Origin of the sequence: Photobacterium toruni (assembly GCF_024529955.1) — a bacterium.
GTDB lineage: Bacteria > Pseudomonadota > Gammaproteobacteria > Enterobacterales > Vibrionaceae > Photobacterium > Photobacterium toruni.
In genome coordinates this window covers 988,845-1,008,740 of sequence record NZ_AP024855.1, presented here as the reverse complement: position 1 = coordinate 1,008,740, position 19,896 = coordinate 988,845, and the positions used below count along the sequence as shown (strand labels likewise).

Annotated in this window: 18 protein-coding genes; 4 read left to right on the top strand and 14 right to left on the bottom strand. The window is 38.6% G+C overall.

Going from position 1 to position 19,896, the window contains the following annotated elements; genetic code table 11:
* From secF to OC457_RS18650, 3 genes are all read right to left on the bottom strand, one after another.
* Positions 1-903 (bottom strand): protein translocase subunit SecF, encoded by a 903-nt coding sequence (gene secF / locus OC457_RS18660; protein WP_080173890.1) that lies wholly within the window; start codon positions 901-903, stop codon positions 1-3.
* 4 nt (positions 904-907) lie between these two features.
* Positions 908-2,722: a protein translocase subunit SecD gene (gene secD, locus OC457_RS18655; RefSeq protein WP_080173891.1), complete on the bottom strand. Its 1,815-nt coding sequence runs from the start codon at positions 2,720-2,722 to the stop codon at positions 908-910.
* A gap of 253 nt (positions 2,723-2,975) precedes the next feature.
* The gene (locus OC457_RS18650) at positions 2,976-3,623 is read right to left on the bottom strand and encodes a hypothetical protein (protein WP_080173892.1); all 648 of its coding nucleotides are present in this window, start codon (positions 3,621-3,623) and stop codon (positions 2,976-2,978) included.
* Positions 3,624-3,836: 213 nt separating this feature from the next.
* On the opposite strand from OC457_RS18650, the gene OC457_RS18645 reads away from it, so the two are divergent.
* Positions 3,837-4,706 carry an NAD(P)-dependent oxidoreductase gene (locus OC457_RS18645; protein ID WP_080173893.1) on the top strand — a complete coding sequence of 290 codons (870 nt, stop codon included), beginning with the start codon at positions 3,837-3,839 and terminating at the stop codon, positions 4,704-4,706.
* Positions 4,707-4,811: 105 nt separating this feature from the next.
* On the opposite strand, the gene OC457_RS18640 is transcribed toward OC457_RS18645, so the two are convergent.
* The 3 genes from OC457_RS18640 to OC457_RS18630 all read right to left on the bottom strand — a co-directional run bounded on the left by OC457_RS18640 (position 4,812) and on the right by OC457_RS18630 (position 7,509).
* A complete protein-coding gene (locus tag OC457_RS18640) occupies positions 4,812-6,077 on the bottom strand; it encodes a NupC/NupG family nucleoside CNT transporter (RefSeq protein WP_080173894.1) in 1,266 nt (421 codons plus the stop codon).
* 479 nt (positions 6,078-6,556) lie between these two features.
* Complete coding sequence (trxC, locus tag OC457_RS18635) at positions 6,557-6,991, bottom strand: thioredoxin TrxC (protein WP_080173895.1); 435 nt, start codon at positions 6,989-6,991, stop codon at positions 6,557-6,559.
* A 212-nt stretch (positions 6,992-7,203) separates the two neighbouring features.
* Positions 7,204-7,509, bottom strand: coding sequence for a hypothetical protein (locus tag OC457_RS18630; RefSeq protein WP_080173896.1), 306 nt, complete (start codon positions 7,507-7,509; stop codon positions 7,204-7,206).
* Between the two features lie 130 nt (positions 7,510-7,639).
* Between OC457_RS18630 and hemB the strand changes: the two genes are divergently transcribed.
* Positions 7,640-8,632 (top strand): porphobilinogen synthase, encoded by a 993-nt coding sequence (hemB, locus tag OC457_RS18625; RefSeq protein ID WP_080173897.1) that lies wholly within the window; start codon positions 7,640-7,642, stop codon positions 8,630-8,632.
* 63 nt (positions 8,633-8,695) lie between these two features.
* Here hemB and OC457_RS18620 read toward each other — a convergent pair whose 3' ends face one another.
* The 5 genes from OC457_RS18620 to OC457_RS18600 form a co-directional block, all read right to left on the bottom strand.
* Positions 8,696-9,205, bottom strand: a complete 510-nt coding sequence (locus OC457_RS18620; RefSeq protein WP_080173898.1) for a YgjV family protein — start codon at positions 9,203-9,205, stop codon at positions 8,696-8,698.
* A gap of 511 nt (positions 9,206-9,716) precedes the next feature.
* Entirely contained in the window at positions 9,717-10,727 is a 1,011-nt protein-coding gene (locus OC457_RS18615; RefSeq protein WP_080173899.1) for a transposase, read from the bottom strand.
* A gap of 253 nt (positions 10,728-10,980) precedes the next feature.
* Positions 10,981-12,642 carry a hypothetical protein gene (locus OC457_RS18610; RefSeq protein WP_080173900.1) on the bottom strand — a complete coding sequence of 554 codons (1,662 nt, stop codon included), beginning with the start codon at positions 12,640-12,642 and terminating at the stop codon, positions 10,981-10,983.
* Between the two features lie 269 nt (positions 12,643-12,911).
* A complete protein-coding gene (locus tag OC457_RS18605) occupies positions 12,912-13,307 on the bottom strand; it encodes a hypothetical protein (protein ID WP_144379582.1) in 396 nt (131 codons plus the stop codon).
* 144 nt (positions 13,308-13,451) lie between these two features.
* On the bottom strand, positions 13,452-13,649 hold the full coding sequence (locus OC457_RS18600; protein WP_036791113.1) for a hypothetical protein: 198 nt from the start codon (positions 13,647-13,649) through the stop codon (positions 13,452-13,454).
* Positions 13,650-14,120: 471 nt separating this feature from the next.
* Between OC457_RS18600 and OC457_RS18595 the strand changes: the two genes are divergently transcribed.
* Together OC457_RS18595 and OC457_RS18590 are read left to right on the top strand one after the other, a co-directional pair.
* Positions 14,121-15,059: a Dyp-type peroxidase gene (locus OC457_RS18595; protein ID WP_080173902.1), complete on the top strand. Its 939-nt coding sequence runs from the start codon at positions 14,121-14,123 to the stop codon at positions 15,057-15,059.
* Between the two features lie 273 nt (positions 15,060-15,332).
* Entirely contained in the window at positions 15,333-16,181 is an 849-nt protein-coding gene (locus OC457_RS18590) for a hypothetical protein (RefSeq protein ID WP_080173903.1), read from the top strand.
* 121 nt (positions 16,182-16,302) lie between these two features.
* Here OC457_RS18590 and OC457_RS18585 read toward each other — a convergent pair whose 3' ends face one another.
* The 3 genes from OC457_RS18585 to OC457_RS18575 all read right to left on the bottom strand — a co-directional run bounded on the left by OC457_RS18585 (position 16,303) and on the right by OC457_RS18575 (position 19,819).
* Complete coding sequence (locus OC457_RS18585; RefSeq protein WP_235866904.1) at positions 16,303-17,280, bottom strand: alpha/beta fold hydrolase; 978 nt, start codon at positions 17,278-17,280, stop codon at positions 16,303-16,305.
* A 70-nt stretch (positions 17,281-17,350) separates the two neighbouring features.
* Entirely contained in the window at positions 17,351-18,346 is a 996-nt protein-coding gene (locus tag OC457_RS18580) for a patatin-like phospholipase family protein (protein WP_080173905.1), read from the bottom strand.
* A gap of 153 nt (positions 18,347-18,499) precedes the next feature.
* A complete protein-coding gene (locus tag OC457_RS18575; protein WP_080173906.1) occupies positions 18,500-19,819 on the bottom strand; it encodes an ABC1 kinase family protein in 1,320 nt (439 codons plus the stop codon).
* Between the last annotated feature and the right edge of the window lie 77 nt (positions 19,820-19,896).

Here is a 19,896-nt window from a genome sequence, read left to right as displayed (position 1 = left end):
TTAAGGATCTTGTGACTCAGGTTTTGGTAGGTAGTGTTCTGGTTTTAAACCTAAGAATTCAGGAAGTAATGTACCTACTGATATTGATGACCATGTACCGGTTAAGACACCAATAAACATCGCAATAGAGAAGCCCTGTAGCGATGCCCCACCTAATAACCATAATGAACCGATAGTCATCAACGTTGTACCGGATGTCACCATCGTACGCGAGAACGTTGCAATAATCGCTTCATTGTTAGTTGCTTCAATATCTTGTTTTGGTTTCGCAATGAGAAGTTCACGAATACGGTCAGCAATAACAATCGAGTCATTCAATGAGTAACCCAAGATAGCTAAGATCGCTGCCAGTACTGTTAAGTTAAACTCCATTTGTGTCATAGCAAAGAAACCAACAGCTAAAATAACATCATGCATTAGGGCAAGTAGTGCACCTGCAGCAAGACGCCATTCAAAACGGTAGCTTAAGTAACCTAGAATACAAAGCATAGTAACAAGTAATGCTAGACCACCTTGAGATGCCATTTCAGCACCTACTTGAGGGCCAACAATACTGGTATTTAATACTTGTACTTTTGCATGAAGCGGATCAAGTACTTGCGTAATATCTGGGTATGTTACACCTTTCGCTGGTACAGCATAGCGTAGGATCCAACGTCCAGGTTCATCTGCAGCAATTACCACGACATCTTGCTTAAAGCCAGCATCCATCAATGGTTCAATTTCACTGCTGGTGATTTGACTGTTCATCTGTACTTCACTAACAACACCGCCAGTAAAATCAAGACCCCAGTTTAAGCCACGAATACAAATAAAGCTGATCGAGATAACCATTAACGCAATTGACACAATACCGGTCATATAACGCAATTTAGTTAAGTTTGTAATAATCCAATTTTTCATTGCGTTAAACCCTTACATCTCGACGAGAATCACGACCCCAAACCAAGTTAATAATGGCGCGGGAAGTAAATATACCAGTAAACATACTGGTTAGAAGACCTAGACCTAACGTCAATGCAAAGCCTTGAATTGGACCATTACCGATAGAGTAAAGTACCACTGCGGTGATCATTGTTGTAAAGTTGGCATCGAAAATAGTACCAAATGCACTACTGAAACCACGATCAATCGCTTGAGCAAAACTGCGCCCTTCTCGAACCATATCGCGAATACGTTCAAAAATAAGCACGTTGGTATCAACGGCCATACCCACGGTTAATACCAAACCAGCAATACCCGGTAGGGTTAATACTGCCCCTGGAATCAAGGCAATTAAACCGAAAAGCATGATCATGTTAGTGATCAACGCAATGTTTGCAACCCAACCTAGGCGACGGTACCACAATGCCATAAATACTAATGTCACACCTAAACCTAATGCTAACGCTGCAAAACCATTTTTAATGTTTTCAGCACCCAATGTTGGACCAATTGTACGCTCTTCAACGATAGTTACAGGCGCAGTTAATGAACCTGCACGTAGTAGTAACGCTAATTGTTGCGCATCAGCAAGAGAACCTGCACCGGTAATACGGAAACGGCTACCTAACTGAGTTTGAATAGTTGCAACACTGATGATCTTATTCGTTTGCTGTGTTTGCCCTTTCGCATTACGAGTATATTCGCTGTAAGACGTTGCCATTGGCTGACCCACGTTATTACGTGAGAAATCTGACATCATGCTACCACCCGCACTGTCTAAGGTAATATTAACCTCAGGCGTACCCATTTCACCCATGCTCGCACGAGCATCGATAATATGATCACCCGTTAATACAGGCTTACGGCTCACACGTACTGGACGACCTTCTTTATCGTCAATGATCATGGTGCTACCTGTGCCTTCTTGCTTAACTGCATAGAAAGCAAGACTTGCCGTTGCACCAATAACGTTTTTCGCTGCAGCTGGATCTTGTACACCAGGAAGCTCAATACGAATACGGTTTTCACCTTGGCGCTGTACAGAAGCTTCTGTAATACCAAGTTGCTCAATACGACCACGCATGGTTTGCAAGTTCTGCTGTACTGTTAGGTTACGCAGATTCGTTTGCTCATCTTCACGCATAGACAAGACTAAGTTATCGCCTTCGCCATTCTTCGCTTGCCATTGTGGGTACTGAGTACGAAGGTATGTACGAATTTTATCATTCGCTTCTTCACTTGGCAGACGCACAATAACTTGGTTGTTATTGGTCATTTCTGAACGTGCCGCGCGAATATCTTGCTTACGGAAATCGCTACGAAGATCATCAGTCAGCTGCTGTGCATGCTGCTTATAAACTTCTTTCATATCGACATCAAGTAAGAACTGCACACCACCACGTAAATCAAGACCGAGCTTAATCGGCTCAAAACCTAGGCCTAACAGCCATTTCGGTGCAGCCGGTTCTAGTGCTAATGTTAAACGACCTTCATTGTGAACAATACTGTTTAATGCTTCTTTAGTATTCGTTTGTTCTTTAGTTGAATTAACGACCACAATAGTACGAGTTGGCTGCTGTTCAATAGTTTTGGCTTCAATGCCATTTTCTTTTAGAACACGTTGAATCTCAAAAGGTGTTGGCATTGCGCCGCCTTTCGCACTGATTTGTACTGCTGCATTTTCGCCATACCAGGTTGGAATAGCACTGAGCAACATAATCGAGACTGTCACAATTAACACAACATACTTCCATGCTGAGTAATGATTCAGAATCTGTTTATTATTCTTTTTTCTCATTATTTTAAGCCATATATCTAGCAACAAGCTCATCTTGTTGCGACCGATAACACATCAATAATTATTGTTAATTTTATCTTTCAAATAGAAACATTACCGCTTGTTATCATATTCACAGCCGATAACCGTTGGTATTAATAATAGCTATTGATAAATTGAATACATAAATTAATAAAACATTTATGTGTCGAGGAAAGCAACATCACTAAGTAAAGCACACCATGCCATAAATGACATAAGCACCAGTAATGTCTTATGCGGTAACGAACGAATGCCCGTAATGTGAATAGAGTAAATTAGATTCTTTCCAGCCAGAGACTCGAGATGCTGAAGATTTTATTGTTAAAATCCAATCAGTTTGAGGGCTGAGGGGTTCTGCATATCCAATAGCAAGCATTGGTATAGGAAGTAAGGGAAGTTCAAATGCCAGTTCAAAGGTTGGCGCTATTTCATCAGCACTATGATAAAAGCTATTCAAAGATCGTGTAGAGATATTAATCATATTACTTAAATTAATAACTTCAGCACGATGATGCTTTCCACTATGGAGCGGTAGTTTAATATTCGTTGGCGATGGAAAATTCCATACTAACCTTGTGCCGTAAAAAGAAACAGGTAAACCATTGTTACTTACATAGCGATCTGTAGGATGTTTTTGTCTCGGCGCTTGCTCAGTCTTATGTTGATGCGTAAAAGGCTGAACAGTGTGATTGGCTATATCCGTCGTCACCGTAGTAGTGTTCATTATATTAATATTCAATACTGGTGCTTCAATAACATCAGTATAAACCGGACTGGTTGACGTGAAATGCATAATATTTGGCTGTGGCGATGCGGAAGCAAATGAGCTTGCTCCTAAACATAACACCAATAGCATTATACGTAGCACAACTGACAACATGAGGTTTGACTAAACCAATCCGTAAAATAAAAGTAAGGGTTATGATAATTGGCAACACAAATTGTTACAAGCGATTAATTTCGAATAATTAATCCTGTTGATAATCTTCACTTATTTGCATAAAACACATACAACTCATTCCCATTTACGCAATAATGCAGTCTGTTATAATATTACAAATTGCTCACAATTAAAATCAAGGAAGTATTAACGATGACAGCAAACGTTGCTTTTTTAGGCCTTGGGACAATGGGTTACCCTATGGCTGGTCACCTCGCTAAAGCGGGATACCATGTTACCGTTTATAACCGAACTCAAACAAAAGCAGAGGCTTGGGCTCAAGAATATGATGGTACTATTGCCCTTACGCCTTGTGATGCAGCAAAAGAAGCCGACATTATTTTCACCTGTGTGGGTAACGATGATGACGTACGCGAAATTTATAAAGGCCCACAAGGTATTTTAGTCACCGCTAAGCCAGGGGCTATTTTAGTCGACCATACCACTGCCTCGGCTGATATTGCGCGTGAAATTGCAAATGCTGCTCATGTTATTGGTTGTGATTTTTTAGATGCACCCGTCTCAGGTGGTGAAGCGGGAGCTATCAATGGCTGCTTAACCGTTATGGTGGGTGGTAATGAAGCGGTATTTAATAAAGCCAAACATGCTATTTCACAATATGCAAAAGCAACAACACTCATGGGTGAAACAGGTTATGGTCAAATAACAAAAATGGCCAATCAATTATGTATTGCGGGTGTTTTGCAAGGATTATCAGAAGCCGTCACCCTCGCCAAAGCCGTTGGACTGGATATCCATACCATGACTGAAGTATTAAAGCATGGCGCAGCTGGATCATGGCAATTAGAAAATCGCGCGCAAACCATGGCGGTAGATTCCTTTGATTTTGGCTTTGCCATTGACTGGATGCGTAAAGATCTTGCGATTTGCTTTGATGCTGCCGAGAAACTTAATGTTGAGCTTCCATTAGCCAAACAAGTTGATGCTGAATATGAAAAATTACAACATCGTGGATTTAATCGCGCAGATACATCAATCTTAATCAAACAATTTGATAAATAGTAACTTAAAATACTAAACACTAGAAATAACAAAGCCGTAGCAACAATCTTTGCTACGGCTTAATCATTTTTTATATCTAGATTGTTTATCTAGAAAGCATATTAATTAAAGTGTGACAAAAATACCCGCTAAGGTTGCACTCATTAAGTTCGCTAATGTTGCCGCCATCACTGCTTTAAAGCCTAATTTTGCTACATCACTACGACGCTCAGGTGCCATTACGCCAATTGAACCAATCTGAATCGCAATAGAGCCGATATTAGCAAAACCACATAACGCAAAAGTAATAATAACTTGAGTATGCTCTGATAATGTCTCTTTAATTGAAGCAAAATCCATGAAGGCCACAAATTCATTTAGAATCAGTTTTTCACCAATAAACGTACCCGCTGCCATCATTTCGTGGGTTGGTACGCCAATAACAAATGCTAATGGTGAAAAGATATAGCCAAGAATAAGTTGCATGCTCAGTGGTGTCGTTGCAAACCATTGTGATACGGTATCCATGCCAATCGCAGAGGTTAAACTTGCTAGGCCATAACCTACTTGCTCTAGGCCAGCATTCGCCATTGCAATCACACTGACAAATGCAATTAACATCGTACCAATCGCAACTGATACTTTCATACCGTTCATTGCACCAGCCGCCAATGCATCAATCGCATTACTGTGCTCACTGGTTGCCATTTCAATTTCAACTTGTTCTTCTGGTACTTGTTGTTCTGGCACTAAAATCTTAGCCATTAACAAACCACCTGGCGCAGCCATAAAACTAGCAGCAATTAGAAATTTAAGATCAACACCTAAACCTGCATAACCACCTAATACTGAACCCGCAACAGATGCCATACCACATGTCATTACAACAAAAAGCTCAGAACGGGTCATTTTAGCTAAGAATGGACGCACCAATAATGGAGACTCACCCTGTGACAAAAATATATTACCCGTTGCAACTAATGATTCCGCGCGGCTAGTACCCAATAATTTCTGAATACCACCACCTAATACTTTAATTATCCATTGCATAATACCGAAGTAGTATAGCAATGAAATTAAAGCACTAATAAAGATCACCAATGGTAAGACACGGATCGCAAACACAAAACCGCTTTTCTCAATGTTAGATAAATCACCAAAAACAAACTGTATACCAACATCAGCAAAGCTTAATAAACCCGCAATACCGTGGCTCATTGCGCCAAGCATTTTTTGTCCAAGAGGCACATACAGTACCAATGCTGCAAAACCAGCTTGTAGCACTAAAGCACCCAGCACTGTGCGCCAGTTAATAGCTTTACGGTTATCTGAAAGTAAAATTGCGAATAAAACCAGTACGACAATACCGGCCAAACTAATTAACAACTGCATTATTTCGTCCTATTGTGTTGCGAATAATGTAGGTATTGATTGTGTTGTGGCATCGGAAAAACATTTGCTGAAGGGTCAACAAAAGATGGATATTACGCCAATATGCGTAAATAACTAAAGGGGTGTTCGTCCAATGGTACAACATACAAGTCACCTAAATTAACAAGCTATAGTTAACGCCGGTCCAACTCCGTGGGTCGTTCACATATCCTAGTGACAGCTTGTAATAAGGTGGCTGAACGTAATTGTTCTGGCCGAGGCGAGAGTATATAGAGATCTTGGTCACATTAAAAATTTAGTATAGTGTTTTTTTACATTTATACATAATTAGCATAAATAATAACCTGAATACGCCATTTTCAGACTATTATATTGAAAAAAATGCACAAAAAAGCCCAGTTATGTGTAGATAACTAGGCTTTAACAATTCAATATACCACCAGCAAATATAACCACTAAACAAAACAGATGACTAACTGTTATTTTGTTAATGCGTTATTTAGCCACTCATCAAATGCAGTTTTAGGCATTGCACCATTTAGCATGTCTACCATTTTACCGCCTTTAAAGACCATAATGGTTGGAATGCTACGAATACGGTATTGGCTGGCTAATGCCTGTTGCGCTTCAGTATCGATCTTAACAAAACGCGCAGTGCCATTACGTTCATTGGCAACATCTGCAAAAACGGGAGCAAAACCGACACATGGGTTACACCAAGGAGCCCAAAAATCAACAACGACAGGTTTATCACCATTGATTAAATTTGCAAAGTTATCTGGAGTGCCTTCTATCGGCATACCATCAAGCAATTTTTCTTTACAAGTTCCACATGTCGCTTCATCGTTAATACGATCAAGAGGTAAACGGTTCAACGCTTTACAATGTGGGCAGCGAGTTGTCATGGTTGTCATAATGAATATCCGAATCTAATTCTAAACTATTGCTATTTAATCTATCCCCATCATTATCAAAACAAAAGCTGTTTTTACTGATTAAGCTGATAGGAAAAACCTATGGATCTAGATTGGTGTTATATGATCAGTGGTTACCAATAAACTAAAGCAAAAAACTAAACGGATTAAAAATTGATCTTCTTTAATCCGTTTAATACCGTTAAACGATCTTATTCACTCAATGGCTGTTCTGCTACCGTCTTCTCGGCCTTAGAACAAGTCCAGCCTAACGTACCTAACTTAGCCGCAAAGGTTTGAGCTTTCGTTTCACAGTAACCAATCTCATGGCTTGCACTCCATAACACTTGGCTACCACTTGCTTTAGTATATTTAACATCACAAGGTACTTTGTGACCCGGTTGGCTATAAACTACCTCAACAGTACGCTCTGCGGTGCCATCTTTGCACACATACCTCTCTTGTGCTGATGCTTGAAAAGATAAAATAGACAACATCAACAATAACATTACTTTCATAATAACCTCAGGGTAAGAGCTTTCGCATTAAGTTTAGTCGGCTTTAGAACCAATACCTTTATCTATTGCATTCTAAACACTAACATTTGTATGATGTATACTCCATTAACATAAACAATAGAATTCTCTAATGACAAACTCTACCTCTGTTCCCGTTAAACGTATTCGTCGTATGCGTCGCACCGCTAATATGCGCGATCTTGTACGTGAACATGAATTTAAATTGGCTGATCTTATTCACCCTCTCTTCATTGAAGAACATTTAACAGAAGCAGTAGCCATTAGCACAATGCCCGGTATTTCGCGTATTCCAGAAACCATGCTAGCTGATGAAATAAATACCCTTTATAAGCTTGGTATTCGCTATGTAATGCCATTTGGTATCTCGCACACGAAAGATGAGATCGGCAGTGATACATGGAATGATAACGGCTTACTCGCACGTATGGTAAAAACCATTAAAGCCGCCTGCCCTGACATGATGGTGATCCCTGATATTTGTTTTTGTGAATACACTACTCACGGTCATTGTGGCGTTTACCATGATGAGCATGTATTAAATGACGAAACGCTAGAATTATTAGTTAAGCAAAGTGTCACAGCAGCAAAAGCAGGTGCCGATATGTTAGCCCCATCAGCAATGATGGACGGCCAAGTAAAAGCCATTCGTGAAGGATTAGATGCCGCTGGGTTTGAACATGTTGCAATTTTGGCGCATGCAGTAAAGTTTGCGTCTGCTTTTTATGGTCCTTTCCGTACCGCAGTTGATTGTGAATTAAGCGGTGATCGCAAAGCCTACCAAATGGATTGTGCTAATGGTCGTCAAGCCTTAGTCGAAGCTTTGCTTGATGAAGAAGAAGGTGCTGATATTCTAATGGTGAAACCCGGCACACCTTACCTTGATGTGGTTGCCAATCTTCGTCATAAAACCAATTTACCATTGGCAGTCTATCAAGTCGGTGGCGAATATGCAGGAATCAAGTTTGCCGCATTAGCAGGCGCATTAGATGAAAAGCGTGTGGTCTATGAAACATTAACTGGCTTTAAACGTGCCGGTGCTGATCTTATTGTCAGCTACTACACCAAACAAGTCGCTGAATGGTTGGCACAAGATAAAGCCTAATCGGTTCAATGAACTTGTCTTTAAGCATCATTGTTTCAATAGCAATGATGCTTTGAGGGTGTCCTATACTTTTAGAAGGCATGGACTTTTGATATATATTCTGTAGTAACCAATGATACTACTTATAACAAACAAAACATCGATTAATACCGCAACCGGTGAGCCAACGATCACATCATGCACACCCCACACTACTGTTCCTATAACCATCAGCCACCGCATTAGCTTATCATTGCTACTAAACGATGCTTTTGTATGCAATAACGATGCTGTACAGCTCAGAATACTTGTTAAACCACTGAAAGTTATAACAGTACCTAATAAAGTAACCAAATAGAACAGCCACTTTATTTTAGGGTTTGAGATAAAAATACCAGCTAAGTATCGGCACGATCCTATTATCAGCAAACACGCAGCCGTCCACTCATCAAGCAGCATGAAATGAGCTGCAATCAATAATGCAGATATACATAAAGCAGACAAAAGCACAGTACGATTTTTAAATTGAAACGATGCGATATCAAATAGCGCAGCTAAACCAACCAATATTTGGGAGGCGACAAAAAGGGACATAACCCCTCCAATAATAACCAAGTAATATAGAAAACGTCCTAGCCGCTCAAGGCTATGAAACGCTGAACAATATGATTCAGGTTATAAATTGCAGGGGAGGTATATCGCGACTGCGTGAGTCTGAAGAAGTTGAGAATGACAGGTAGAGGGAACTTGAACGTTAAATAGACTCATGTTGTATTCCTCCTGTCAGGGTCGCTAATAATAAGCGCGATCCTACAGGAAAATATCGAAGAAAAAAAGTGATGCCACCTTTCGTTACCATTCACCATAGCCCAAAAGAAAAAAAACTAACAAAACTAACAAAACTAAAGGACAGCCAAATATTTAAGCTCTTAAATTTAGCCCCTAATAAAATAACCATTCATCTAAAATAGACTCATTAACTATAAAAATTACCACTTAGTCTTTAATTTATTGGTAAATAAGTGCTAATACTATATTTCGCGATCGCCAATGCCCGCAATCCTAACGGTTATTACGCTATTTTCATCTAGTTATGAAGCTATGTCTATTTAGGGTGTAACTGGTGACTCGCTGATTTTCCTTTGCACCAATGCCCACCTGCATGTTGTTTGAAAGCACACATTCGAGACCATTTTCCACTTACATTGGCATAACGCTCCATAAACTGTTCACTGTGCTCAAGCCAAGCATCTGACGTTATCCCCAATTGTTGTAAAATCTTGGGCTGGTTAGATGTAATAAAGCCCTTTTTATCATTACGAATACATCGGCCTGTCCAGTCAATAAGCTCAAGATAATCGGCAAAAGCAACGTCTATTCCTGCTTTTTTAGCTTGGTGCTCAGCGCCTACAAAAGGTAATAATTGAAAATGGTTAGCGCGGGGTGATACTTTACTTGATCGAGAGATTTTAGGTTGATGATATTCGCGAATGCGCTGCTGAATCGAGGTGAAATCTGATTGCTCTAATGATGGCGCCACGCCCGCTCTAATAGGATTTAAATCAACGTACATCATGCACGATAGTAATGCTTGTTGATCCAAAAGAGCTTGCGACTTAAACCGTCCTTCCCAAAATGCGCCTTTACATTGATCTTCTTTATTAGCTTTTCGCGCGATCTCTTCATTTAAACAGCGCATAAACCAGCTAATACTGCCTAAGCGTTGTTGCCATTCAGTGACTAAGGCTGACAGTGCTTGTTGTTTATCCGGGCTAATTTGACCCTCTTTTAAAAAATCGACCGCTATAGGATGCCCATTAAACAACTGCAACCAACGTGATATCACTTCTTCTGGGGTTAGCTTTTGTTGTTGTTCAGTATCTATTTTTAGTACTAAATGGTAATGGTTATTCATCACCGCATAAGCACAGACATCGATACAAAATACCATCGACAATTGTTTGATTTTATTGACTATCCAACCACGGCGATGGTGATAATTTTTACCGTTATACGGATCGTTCCCACATAAATATGCCCGCCGAACACAGCGGTTAATCACATGATAAAAAGGCGTTATTTGAGGCTCTATCAATTTCCGTCTTGAGGTTGTCATTCGTTTCACCATAAGCAACTTGAAGCTTAAGTGTAGTCACTCATGGTTGATGCGCAATATTATGGCTGTCCTTTATTTTTTGCAGAATATAGGACAGCCATATCTTTACTTTAAAAATCAAATGCGCTGTGAGTCGATTTCCTATCACCATAGCGGCATTCACTGTAAGGAATAACAGAGGGTTAAGCTCAGCATTCATCATCAGGGATGACGATAATCAGCCCTGGCAATAATGTTAATTATTATCTGTTTTCTAAAGGGAAGTTCTGGGTGTCCTATTTTGATTTATACCTTGCGATGACAATGCTGAGATATACAATACGGAATGCAAACACGAAACAAAAACATTACCACACATTTCCGTAATATGATTATTAAGTTCACTATCTTTATAAGAATGATGTGCAAAATAATTTCTTGATGTAACGAACTTCAATAATTGTTTGAAAAAATACTTCTGATCTTTCGACCAATTCTTACCAACATTGCAAGCATCAACCTTTGAGAAGATATCTTCGGGTCTCTCTCTTAGCTCAGTTAAGCCCCAATTTTCTTTATCAGCAATAGCCTTGAATACAGAAGTGCTTTTACTATCACTAATAAGTCCTGGCAACTCTAGAAACAGCTTTTTTAAGAGATCTGGTTCTTGCGTTCCAGAGAGTGAACTAAATACCTCTCGTATAATGATCTCAGTTCTAATTGAAAGAATAAGGAGGTTATCAATAACTCTAGGTTGAACTAACCGGATATCACCCTTTTTATTTATTAGTTCATGGAGATCATAAAAACCTCTAATCCAAGGGTTGAAACTATCTAATGATTTTAAATAATCATATATTGTTGATAGATCATAACAAGACAACCAATCTTTTATATTTCCCGAATAATACGGAACATATTGTTTAAAAGACTCGAAAAATTTTACTTCCTCGAAATCTAGAACATCTTTCAACTGTGACCAACTCTGCATTTGACGATCTTTATAAATCCAAGTGTCTATTACCTCGCTTTCTTTCATCCCTGCGTAACAAAGCCACTCAAACAGAAAATATATATCTCTTTTTAAGAGATTTAGTGCAGATTCATAAGTTGCCAAACCTGATATTTTAGACTTATTTTTCCAATCATGATGAATCTCTAGAAGCGTTGTCATATCAGATTTCAAATCCAATATAGACGAATTACAGTGCGTTAACAGAAAGTCGGATATGTCGCTATAAGTAAATCTTATAGTGTTATTAGACATTTCAACCCTTGTAATAAATGACCTAAAAAGAGCCAATCTATTAAAGCTAGAGCTGTATTTATCAACCCATAACTTATTAACCTGATTATAGTTCTTCTTAAAAATATCAATACCATCAGTTTTACTGAGGTAGCGATCTATAAATTTACAATTCTGAACTGTCTCAAATATAATATAAGCACGCCAATAAGCCATATATGACTCATATGGCCTAAATTTATGGCCATTAGAATGTTCATAAGCAGCCAAATTAACTGGATGATTAGTCTTATATTTTTCTCTGAACAATTCATTAAGACTAGAATCATATGGATGTATGAAATCCAGTAGATCTGAATCATCGTGCGAAATGATATATACATCATGGTATGTAGCATTTTTCACAAAATCACTTGAACTTTCTTTTACTTGTTCACCTAGACAAGGGTAACGTTCCCAGTTAAGAAAATATTCTTTTGGTAGTTCAACGAAGAGCTCATCAGTATTGTCACCATCTAGAATTAGGTCTATTAGCTTAATATCGTAAGGTAGTTTCTTTATTCCAAATTTTTTTTCAATATAAGAAGCAAACCTCCCACCGCACAAGCGCATTGGTGATCCATTATGAAGTGATATATTTAAATAGCTCAAATAATAATCATCTTCACTATACGTAATGTTACGATGCATAATAAAACTCCATGTGAATAAAGGTATAACAACTTATTATATTAACAACTTGCCCGAATTTGTTCTTTGAACATACGCCCGTATTTATCTCTTAACAATATAAAAAACTTTATAAATCAGATGCGTTTTTACTTATGGATCCCGATAGTAATCACAAAATCGGGCACTTGCCATTTAGTTTCCGGTTTTTCTACTAACAACTGGTGCTGTACATAAATACAGTACAAAAGAGCTGCATCAAACGAATACAGGACAGCCATATATTTACTTTAAAAATTCAACGCGCTGATAGTAGATTCCCTATCGCCCTCGCGGGCATTCACTGTAGGGAATGACGGTAGTTGTTTGGGGGCATAAGCAACATCTGTAAACGTCATTGGCTTGAATGTGGGTTTCTCTGGAATAGATGATACAGGTTCTGCTGTTGGGGTGTTATCTGAACAAGAAAAAGGGACACCGAGTGGTATCCCTATTGGTGTACTGAGAGTACAGGCAAGATTCTTTAGCGTGTAGCGAGCATTATCAAAACAGTCTAATGCTCCATTTGTACTAACCAACTTGTTTTTAAGTTGCTCAGCGTTCGCTTTGGCGGTGATGGCACTTTTTGTTCTTAGGGATACGGTAACACTTGCTCGTGGTTTACCTGTATTGCCTACACATGTCATCCGCTGATGATAAATGTTACCTCTTTTAATAACCGTGAAGTAAATCCTGTCTGGTTTTTGGTTTAGTGACTCTCTTAGTGACCTATTTAGTGACGAATTCATGATTGTTAGCCTTTATGAGGCTTACGCTAACCCACTCAATACTTAATGTAATAAACCCAACTCTCGCGCTTCGGCGAGGGTTAACCCACTGGCTTGAATATCGCGTAGCATCTCAATGCGTCGTCTTGCAGCACCTTGCTGCTTCTTGCTATCTGCGATGTTGGTCGCCGAATCGTCTTTGTGTTCCCACTTAGATGAAACGGAAGAAATTTCTGAATAATCGATAGAGTTAATAGACACAATACCCTCCTAAAGAAACCTGTGTCGACATGCAGTACTTAGTATCAAAGGTTTTTAATTGAAAAAAGCACATAACAACAACTTTGTGAACAAGGCCATATTCGTAATAAAATAACCAAAAAATACTAGTAATAGATCTATTTATTGCGTAGTTTTGATCATTCACGTCTCACAAATAACAATGCTCAACCGCAAATATTTATTTCTCTATGTTGCCTTTTTGCCTCATGTATTTATTCGCTTTTATTTCTCAAAAACTGAACTAATTTCATAACGTCACGTTAAGACCATTAGAAGTAAAAATCATTAACGACATACACAGTTAATACACTTCGTTGTTTCACTATTAACAACAGATTAGGTATCATTTTACAGTCTAAAATGTGAAACTTTACATTACGAAAATTTACCTATAGCTCGCTATCTAAAAAGCGTACCGTATCAAGATAGCTTTAATTAAGGTCTACTATTATGAATGCAATGTTATCTGAACGTGCCCAATCAGGCGCTTTATCAAATCCAAACACGTTTGCTGAATATCTCACTTTTGTTTTTAAAGCAGATATTGATGCCAAAGCCGTTAGTGATGCTTTCGCTAAAATTCAGATCATTGAAAAATCTATTGGGCAAAAAGATTCAACCGCAGACCTTAGCTTTACAGTGGCGGTTTCTCACCATGGTTGGTCTACAGCTTTCCCAACAACGCCTGCACCTGCTTTACTGCAAGACTTTAAAGCGATGGCTGATGGCGAACGTCAATTCCCAAGCACTCCGGGTGATGTGTTTATCATGATTAAATCCGAGCGTATGGATTTAAACTACCAAGCAGCTAAATATTTGGCGCTAGCATTTGCTGACGTTGCAACATTAATCGAAGATATTCAAGGCTTTAAATACCTTGATAGTCGTGACATGATTGATTTTGTTGATGGCACAGAAAACCCTAAAAATGAATCTCGCATGAAAGCGGTATTAGTGGTTGATGATCTTGATATTCACCAAGGTGGTAGCTACTTAACGGTTCAACGTTACATTGATCGTCAAGGTCTATGGGATAAGCAATCAACAGAATACCAAGAGCAAGTTGTTGGTCGTACCAAGCTCGATGATATTGAACTTGATGATGATGTGAAGCCTGTTTGGGCGCACAATAATAAAAGTAAAGTGATCGTTGACGATAAAGAAATTAAAATGCTGCGTCAAAACCGTCCTTACGGTAATGCAATGGAGCATGGCACGATGTTCATCGGGTTAACTGCATCACCTATTACAATGAGTACATCATTACAACAAATGATCAATGCAGATAGTAATGGTCACTACGACCGTTTACTTGATTTTGTTGAAGCGAAAACAGGGACTAATTACTTTATCGTTTCACAAACATTACTCGATACTTTTGCGGATTAATATTCATAAATAATTGGTTATCTTTATCAGCCCATTAACGTTTATCGCTAATGGGCTGATTACATTGCGCCGTGAATAAATACGTAATTAGTCAATATAAATAGACGTATGTAAATATTTGTTATCACTAACTCATTGAATCTATTAATACGTATTTTAATTTACAGAATAATGGCTTGCTTCCTAACAATTTCTGTTGTCCCCTATAGACTTACTTATTATTAGCGTTTTTTTTATCATATCGATGAAAAAACATTTTCTCTGGGGGCAAGAATGTATAACACCCTTTTTACTCGCCTATCACTCGCTGCAGTTATTGCTGTTGTTGCGGGTTGTAGCTCAACACCACCACCACCGCCAAAACCTGCACCTGACTACAGTTTTAAAACCGTCACGAAAAAATTCATCGCTGCCGATAGCACTCGTAGTAATGGCGTTGTTGTTGATAAAGGGATGTTTTATCCTAAAGAGACTTTTTCTTATAGTTACCGTTATTGCTCAAATAGCAACCAACAAGCACAACTAGATATGGAACAGTTCAACCAATTAGCGGCTCAAACATGTTCGATCAACAAAGGTTCAATGGTTAATTTAGAGACGGGCACGTGGTGTGTTCAACATCCTAATACTGTTCAAGAAAAACCCCTCTTTGCAGCACGCATTTCTACTATTGATCTATGGGCTGATATTTGTTCTGGCGGTCCTTTCGTCACCATGCGCATTATTGAAAACCGTGATATTCCGCAATCAGCATGGATCGATGGAGCTGCATTATTAGGTTATCAACCCTATTCCGTACATCGTACATTAATGACGACCAAGGCTATTAATCACCTTGATGATGCGACGCCACCACCGACAGAAGAAGCATGGACGGAGGAGACTGCCTTTATTGCGACTCATGTAGGTGAAACTGTGTGTATGTATAAAAAGTCGAAGAACGATGCCTACGGGGTAACTTACAAAGGTACGATTGAAAGTGTAAAAGATGGCCGCGTTCGAGTGCTTGCAACGCGCAAGATCAAGGGGGATGTTCGTATTGCACCAATTTCAACGCCACTACCATGGCATAAAAAAGCCATTATAGAAGCTGATGCTAAATCTTGGTTTATCTGCCAATAACAACGCTAATTTGTATACCTATAAAGGCATATAACTTACGTAAAACAGCGCGACGATATTGCATTCAATACCGCCGCGCTGTTTATTCTAATATGTAGATGTTTGTTGATTTTTAATCGATTTACACTATAAATTGATTAAAGAAAGCCAGTGTTTCACACAATGCCTGATTTCGAATAACATCTTTTTCCATCAAAATTTCATGCCGCGCATTACGGATAATTTTCATATGACAATTTTCGTTCTGCCCACAAAATCGAAGATGGCTATTATTATCAACAATAGTGTCACTACCCGCTTGTAAAAGAAGTACTGGAATGGTTATTTTTTCAACATCACGAATGCAATGATTGGCCGCTTCAATTGCTTGCCATAACCAGCGCGGACTTGGGCCACCGATACGCAGCTCTGGATGGAGTTGATATAAATTTTTAGCCCAAACATAACGTAATTTACTTTGACAGACCGTGTTATTTTCAAAAGGCTCTTCATGATAACACCTTTGCCCAAGCACATATGATGGCTCATGTTGATAGTGCTCCATAAGCTTAGCAATGGATGACGCAATTAATTTTAGCGGCACTGGCATATGAATACCAAACATAGGGGCATTTAAGACGACGGCATCAAATTGACTATTATATTTTTCTAAGTAAAGAGTGCTGATTGCCCCACCCATTGAATGAGCCAATAAAAAACGATGCTGATATACTCTTTCTTTATCAACAATGTTAGTAATAAATGTGTGTAAGTCATCAACATAATCATCAAAACTATGCACATGACCAAGTTCGTGATCCGTTGTTAATCGACCAGAAGCACCTTGGCCTCGATGATCATACGCATAAACATCATAACCCTGTCGCGAGAATTCAAAGAAAATTTCTTGATACTTCCAAAAACTTTCATTACGCCCATTCACAATCACAATACAGCGCGTATTTATCGGATTAGTTACACTGATCCATTGGATCTGCACACCATCTTTACCACTAAATGCATTTTGTTTTCGCTGCAACCACATACTGTGAACATCATTTTCCATTAACTGTATAAACACCGACTCCTTGGTTGAAAACTCAACATTTTTCTGGCTCATTTATTCGCAACTTCTTAGTAAAAAAACCTCAAATATGTCACCTTGAAATGACACGCTTCAAATTTTAACATTAAGCATATTTCATTAAATCAACAGGTTCTTCTTCATTGTTATCTTTTATTTTAGAAGGTTTTTCTTTAATATTGATATTAATATGACGACCAACAGTATTTAAAAAATATTTACCCGATTGATACCCCAAATGATAATCCATCTCAAGTGATGCTAAATCACTACCGATCATTTTTGAACTCAACGTTTTTTGCGGATAAATTTCAAAAATAGTCACGTCATCGGGCGGATTACTTAAAAACTCTTGAGTTTTACGGTAATTATCTTCGTGCTCTAACAACATTTCAATCATACCTGCCGCTTTAGAATGCCCTAAAGCACGACGAATATTTGTCATCCAACAATGATCAAATGAGGTATCTATTGGTACCGTGCGTACGACAACAATATGACGATAACCGCGTTCATAAGCTTCTTGTACTGGAATAGGCGCACATAAACCACCATCAACCCAAAACTCATTTTGAGAAAATATCGGCTGTTTATTTAAAACGGGCACAGCGCAAGAAGCTTTTAATGCCAAAGACCAATTATCGCTGTTTAAATTAAAATACGTCGCTTGATGGCTTGTCACACCACTTGCTGATGCTAGCACTGTACGTGAGCGCATATTTTCACGTCCTTGCTGCCAATCAAGTTCTAGGTTGGTGCGTGTTTGTTTCATTAACCAGTCAAGATCTAACCCTTCTCGACCAAAGATAAAGCGATAAACATCAAAAAAATGATGATCTGTCGTCGCTTGTGTAATAACTTTATAAGCATGCTTATATTGACCACAAATATACGACGCTAAATTAAGAGATCCCGCTGATGTGCCCACCATCAACGAAAATGGATTAAAATCAGCTTCTAAAAAAGCATCTAATACGCCTGCGGTAAAAATACCGCGTTGACCACCACCTTCGGTAACTAAAGCTATTTTCGATATATCGGTTGCATCAAAAGAAAATCCTTCGATATTTTGTACTGCATAAGAGATGTGTTTACCAGTCATAACATTTTTACTTTTCTTTGGGCATTTGTCATACAAATTAATAAGGAGCGACAAGTATAGTCATTGTTGAGAAAAGTATAAATTACTCAAAATAATAACTGATATTCTAAATATGGATCGCTTGACTCATCATAATTACGTCTATCTATATAATTATTCAGTTACATAAGATAAAAATATTTTATGGACATTTACACGTGCTTTTAATTTTGCCGCTAACAAATACAACCCTCCTAATTTACGGTGCAAAAAAATAGCATCAACAGGCGGTGTATGCCAGTAACCTTGTTTCATGCTTAATTGACTGCCTGCATCACGAATTCGACGTACCATAGTTGATTGGCCAAAATCGTACTCACCTTGATATTTCAATGGCTCACAAGCTTGTACACACAGTGCTAATAACGCTTGTTGTGCTTGCGGTTCAATTGGCTGAGAGAAAAATCCAATCTGTTTTAATGCGGCCAGCATTTGAGATTGATCATCAACAATTGCTCCCGCCATTAATTGCCGATAACCTTCTGCAATCACTTCGGAATATTCCCGAGTGGCGCCAAAATCAAGTAACACTAATTTTTTAGCCTCAATATCGTAACGGTAATTAGCAAAATTAGGATCTGTCTGTACAAGCCTAAATTCAAAGATTTCTCGAAACAATAAGCTAAAAGCTAACTCAATAACATGATTACGCACAGTTTGAGGTTGATCGACTAATTGATCAACATCAACCCCACCAACAAATGTCATTGCAAGAATATGTTCAGTAGTCAAATCCTCTGCAATATTTGGTAGTACATAACGGCTATCCGTCGCTAATAATTGCTGATATTTTTTTACATATTGCGCTTCAAGTAAATAATCAGCCTCTGCATGCAGTTGCTTTTTTGCTTCACTCAATAATTCAGACACATCGACTTGTTTTGGAACTAAACCACTAATATTTAATAACGTAGCGACATTATTAACATCACTATCAATACTTTTATTAATCCCAGGATATTGAATTTTTAGAGCGAGTAGACGTCCGTCTTGTGTTGTGGCCTTATGCACTTGCCCAATAGATGCAGCAGCAATGGGATAAAAGGAAAACTGACTAAATTGCTGTTGCCAATCACTCCCCCATTGTTGTTCCAGCGAATGGTTAAGCTGACTAATCGGCATTGGCTTTGCATTTGCTTGCAAGCGAGACAGCAACTCTGTTAATTGAGGCGGTAATATATCCCCACTATCCATTGAGAGTAATTGTCCAACCTTCATTGCCGCACCGCGTAAATCAGCCAGTTGATCAGCAACACGTTTAATATTTGTTGGCGTTAATATTAAATCGCTCACTTTAGGTCGGTGCCCTGTGGCTAATTGCTTTGCTCCTTCAGCGACCATGCCGGATGCAACCTTCGTGGCTAATGATCCTAATTTAGCTAAGCGAGATAAACGACTACTAGGAACTTTCGCATATTGCTTTTTATCATTCATTTACATGATCCTTTACTATGAACTATCTAAAAAAAAGGCCGATAATGCCAGCTAAAAATAGCTTACATTACCGACCT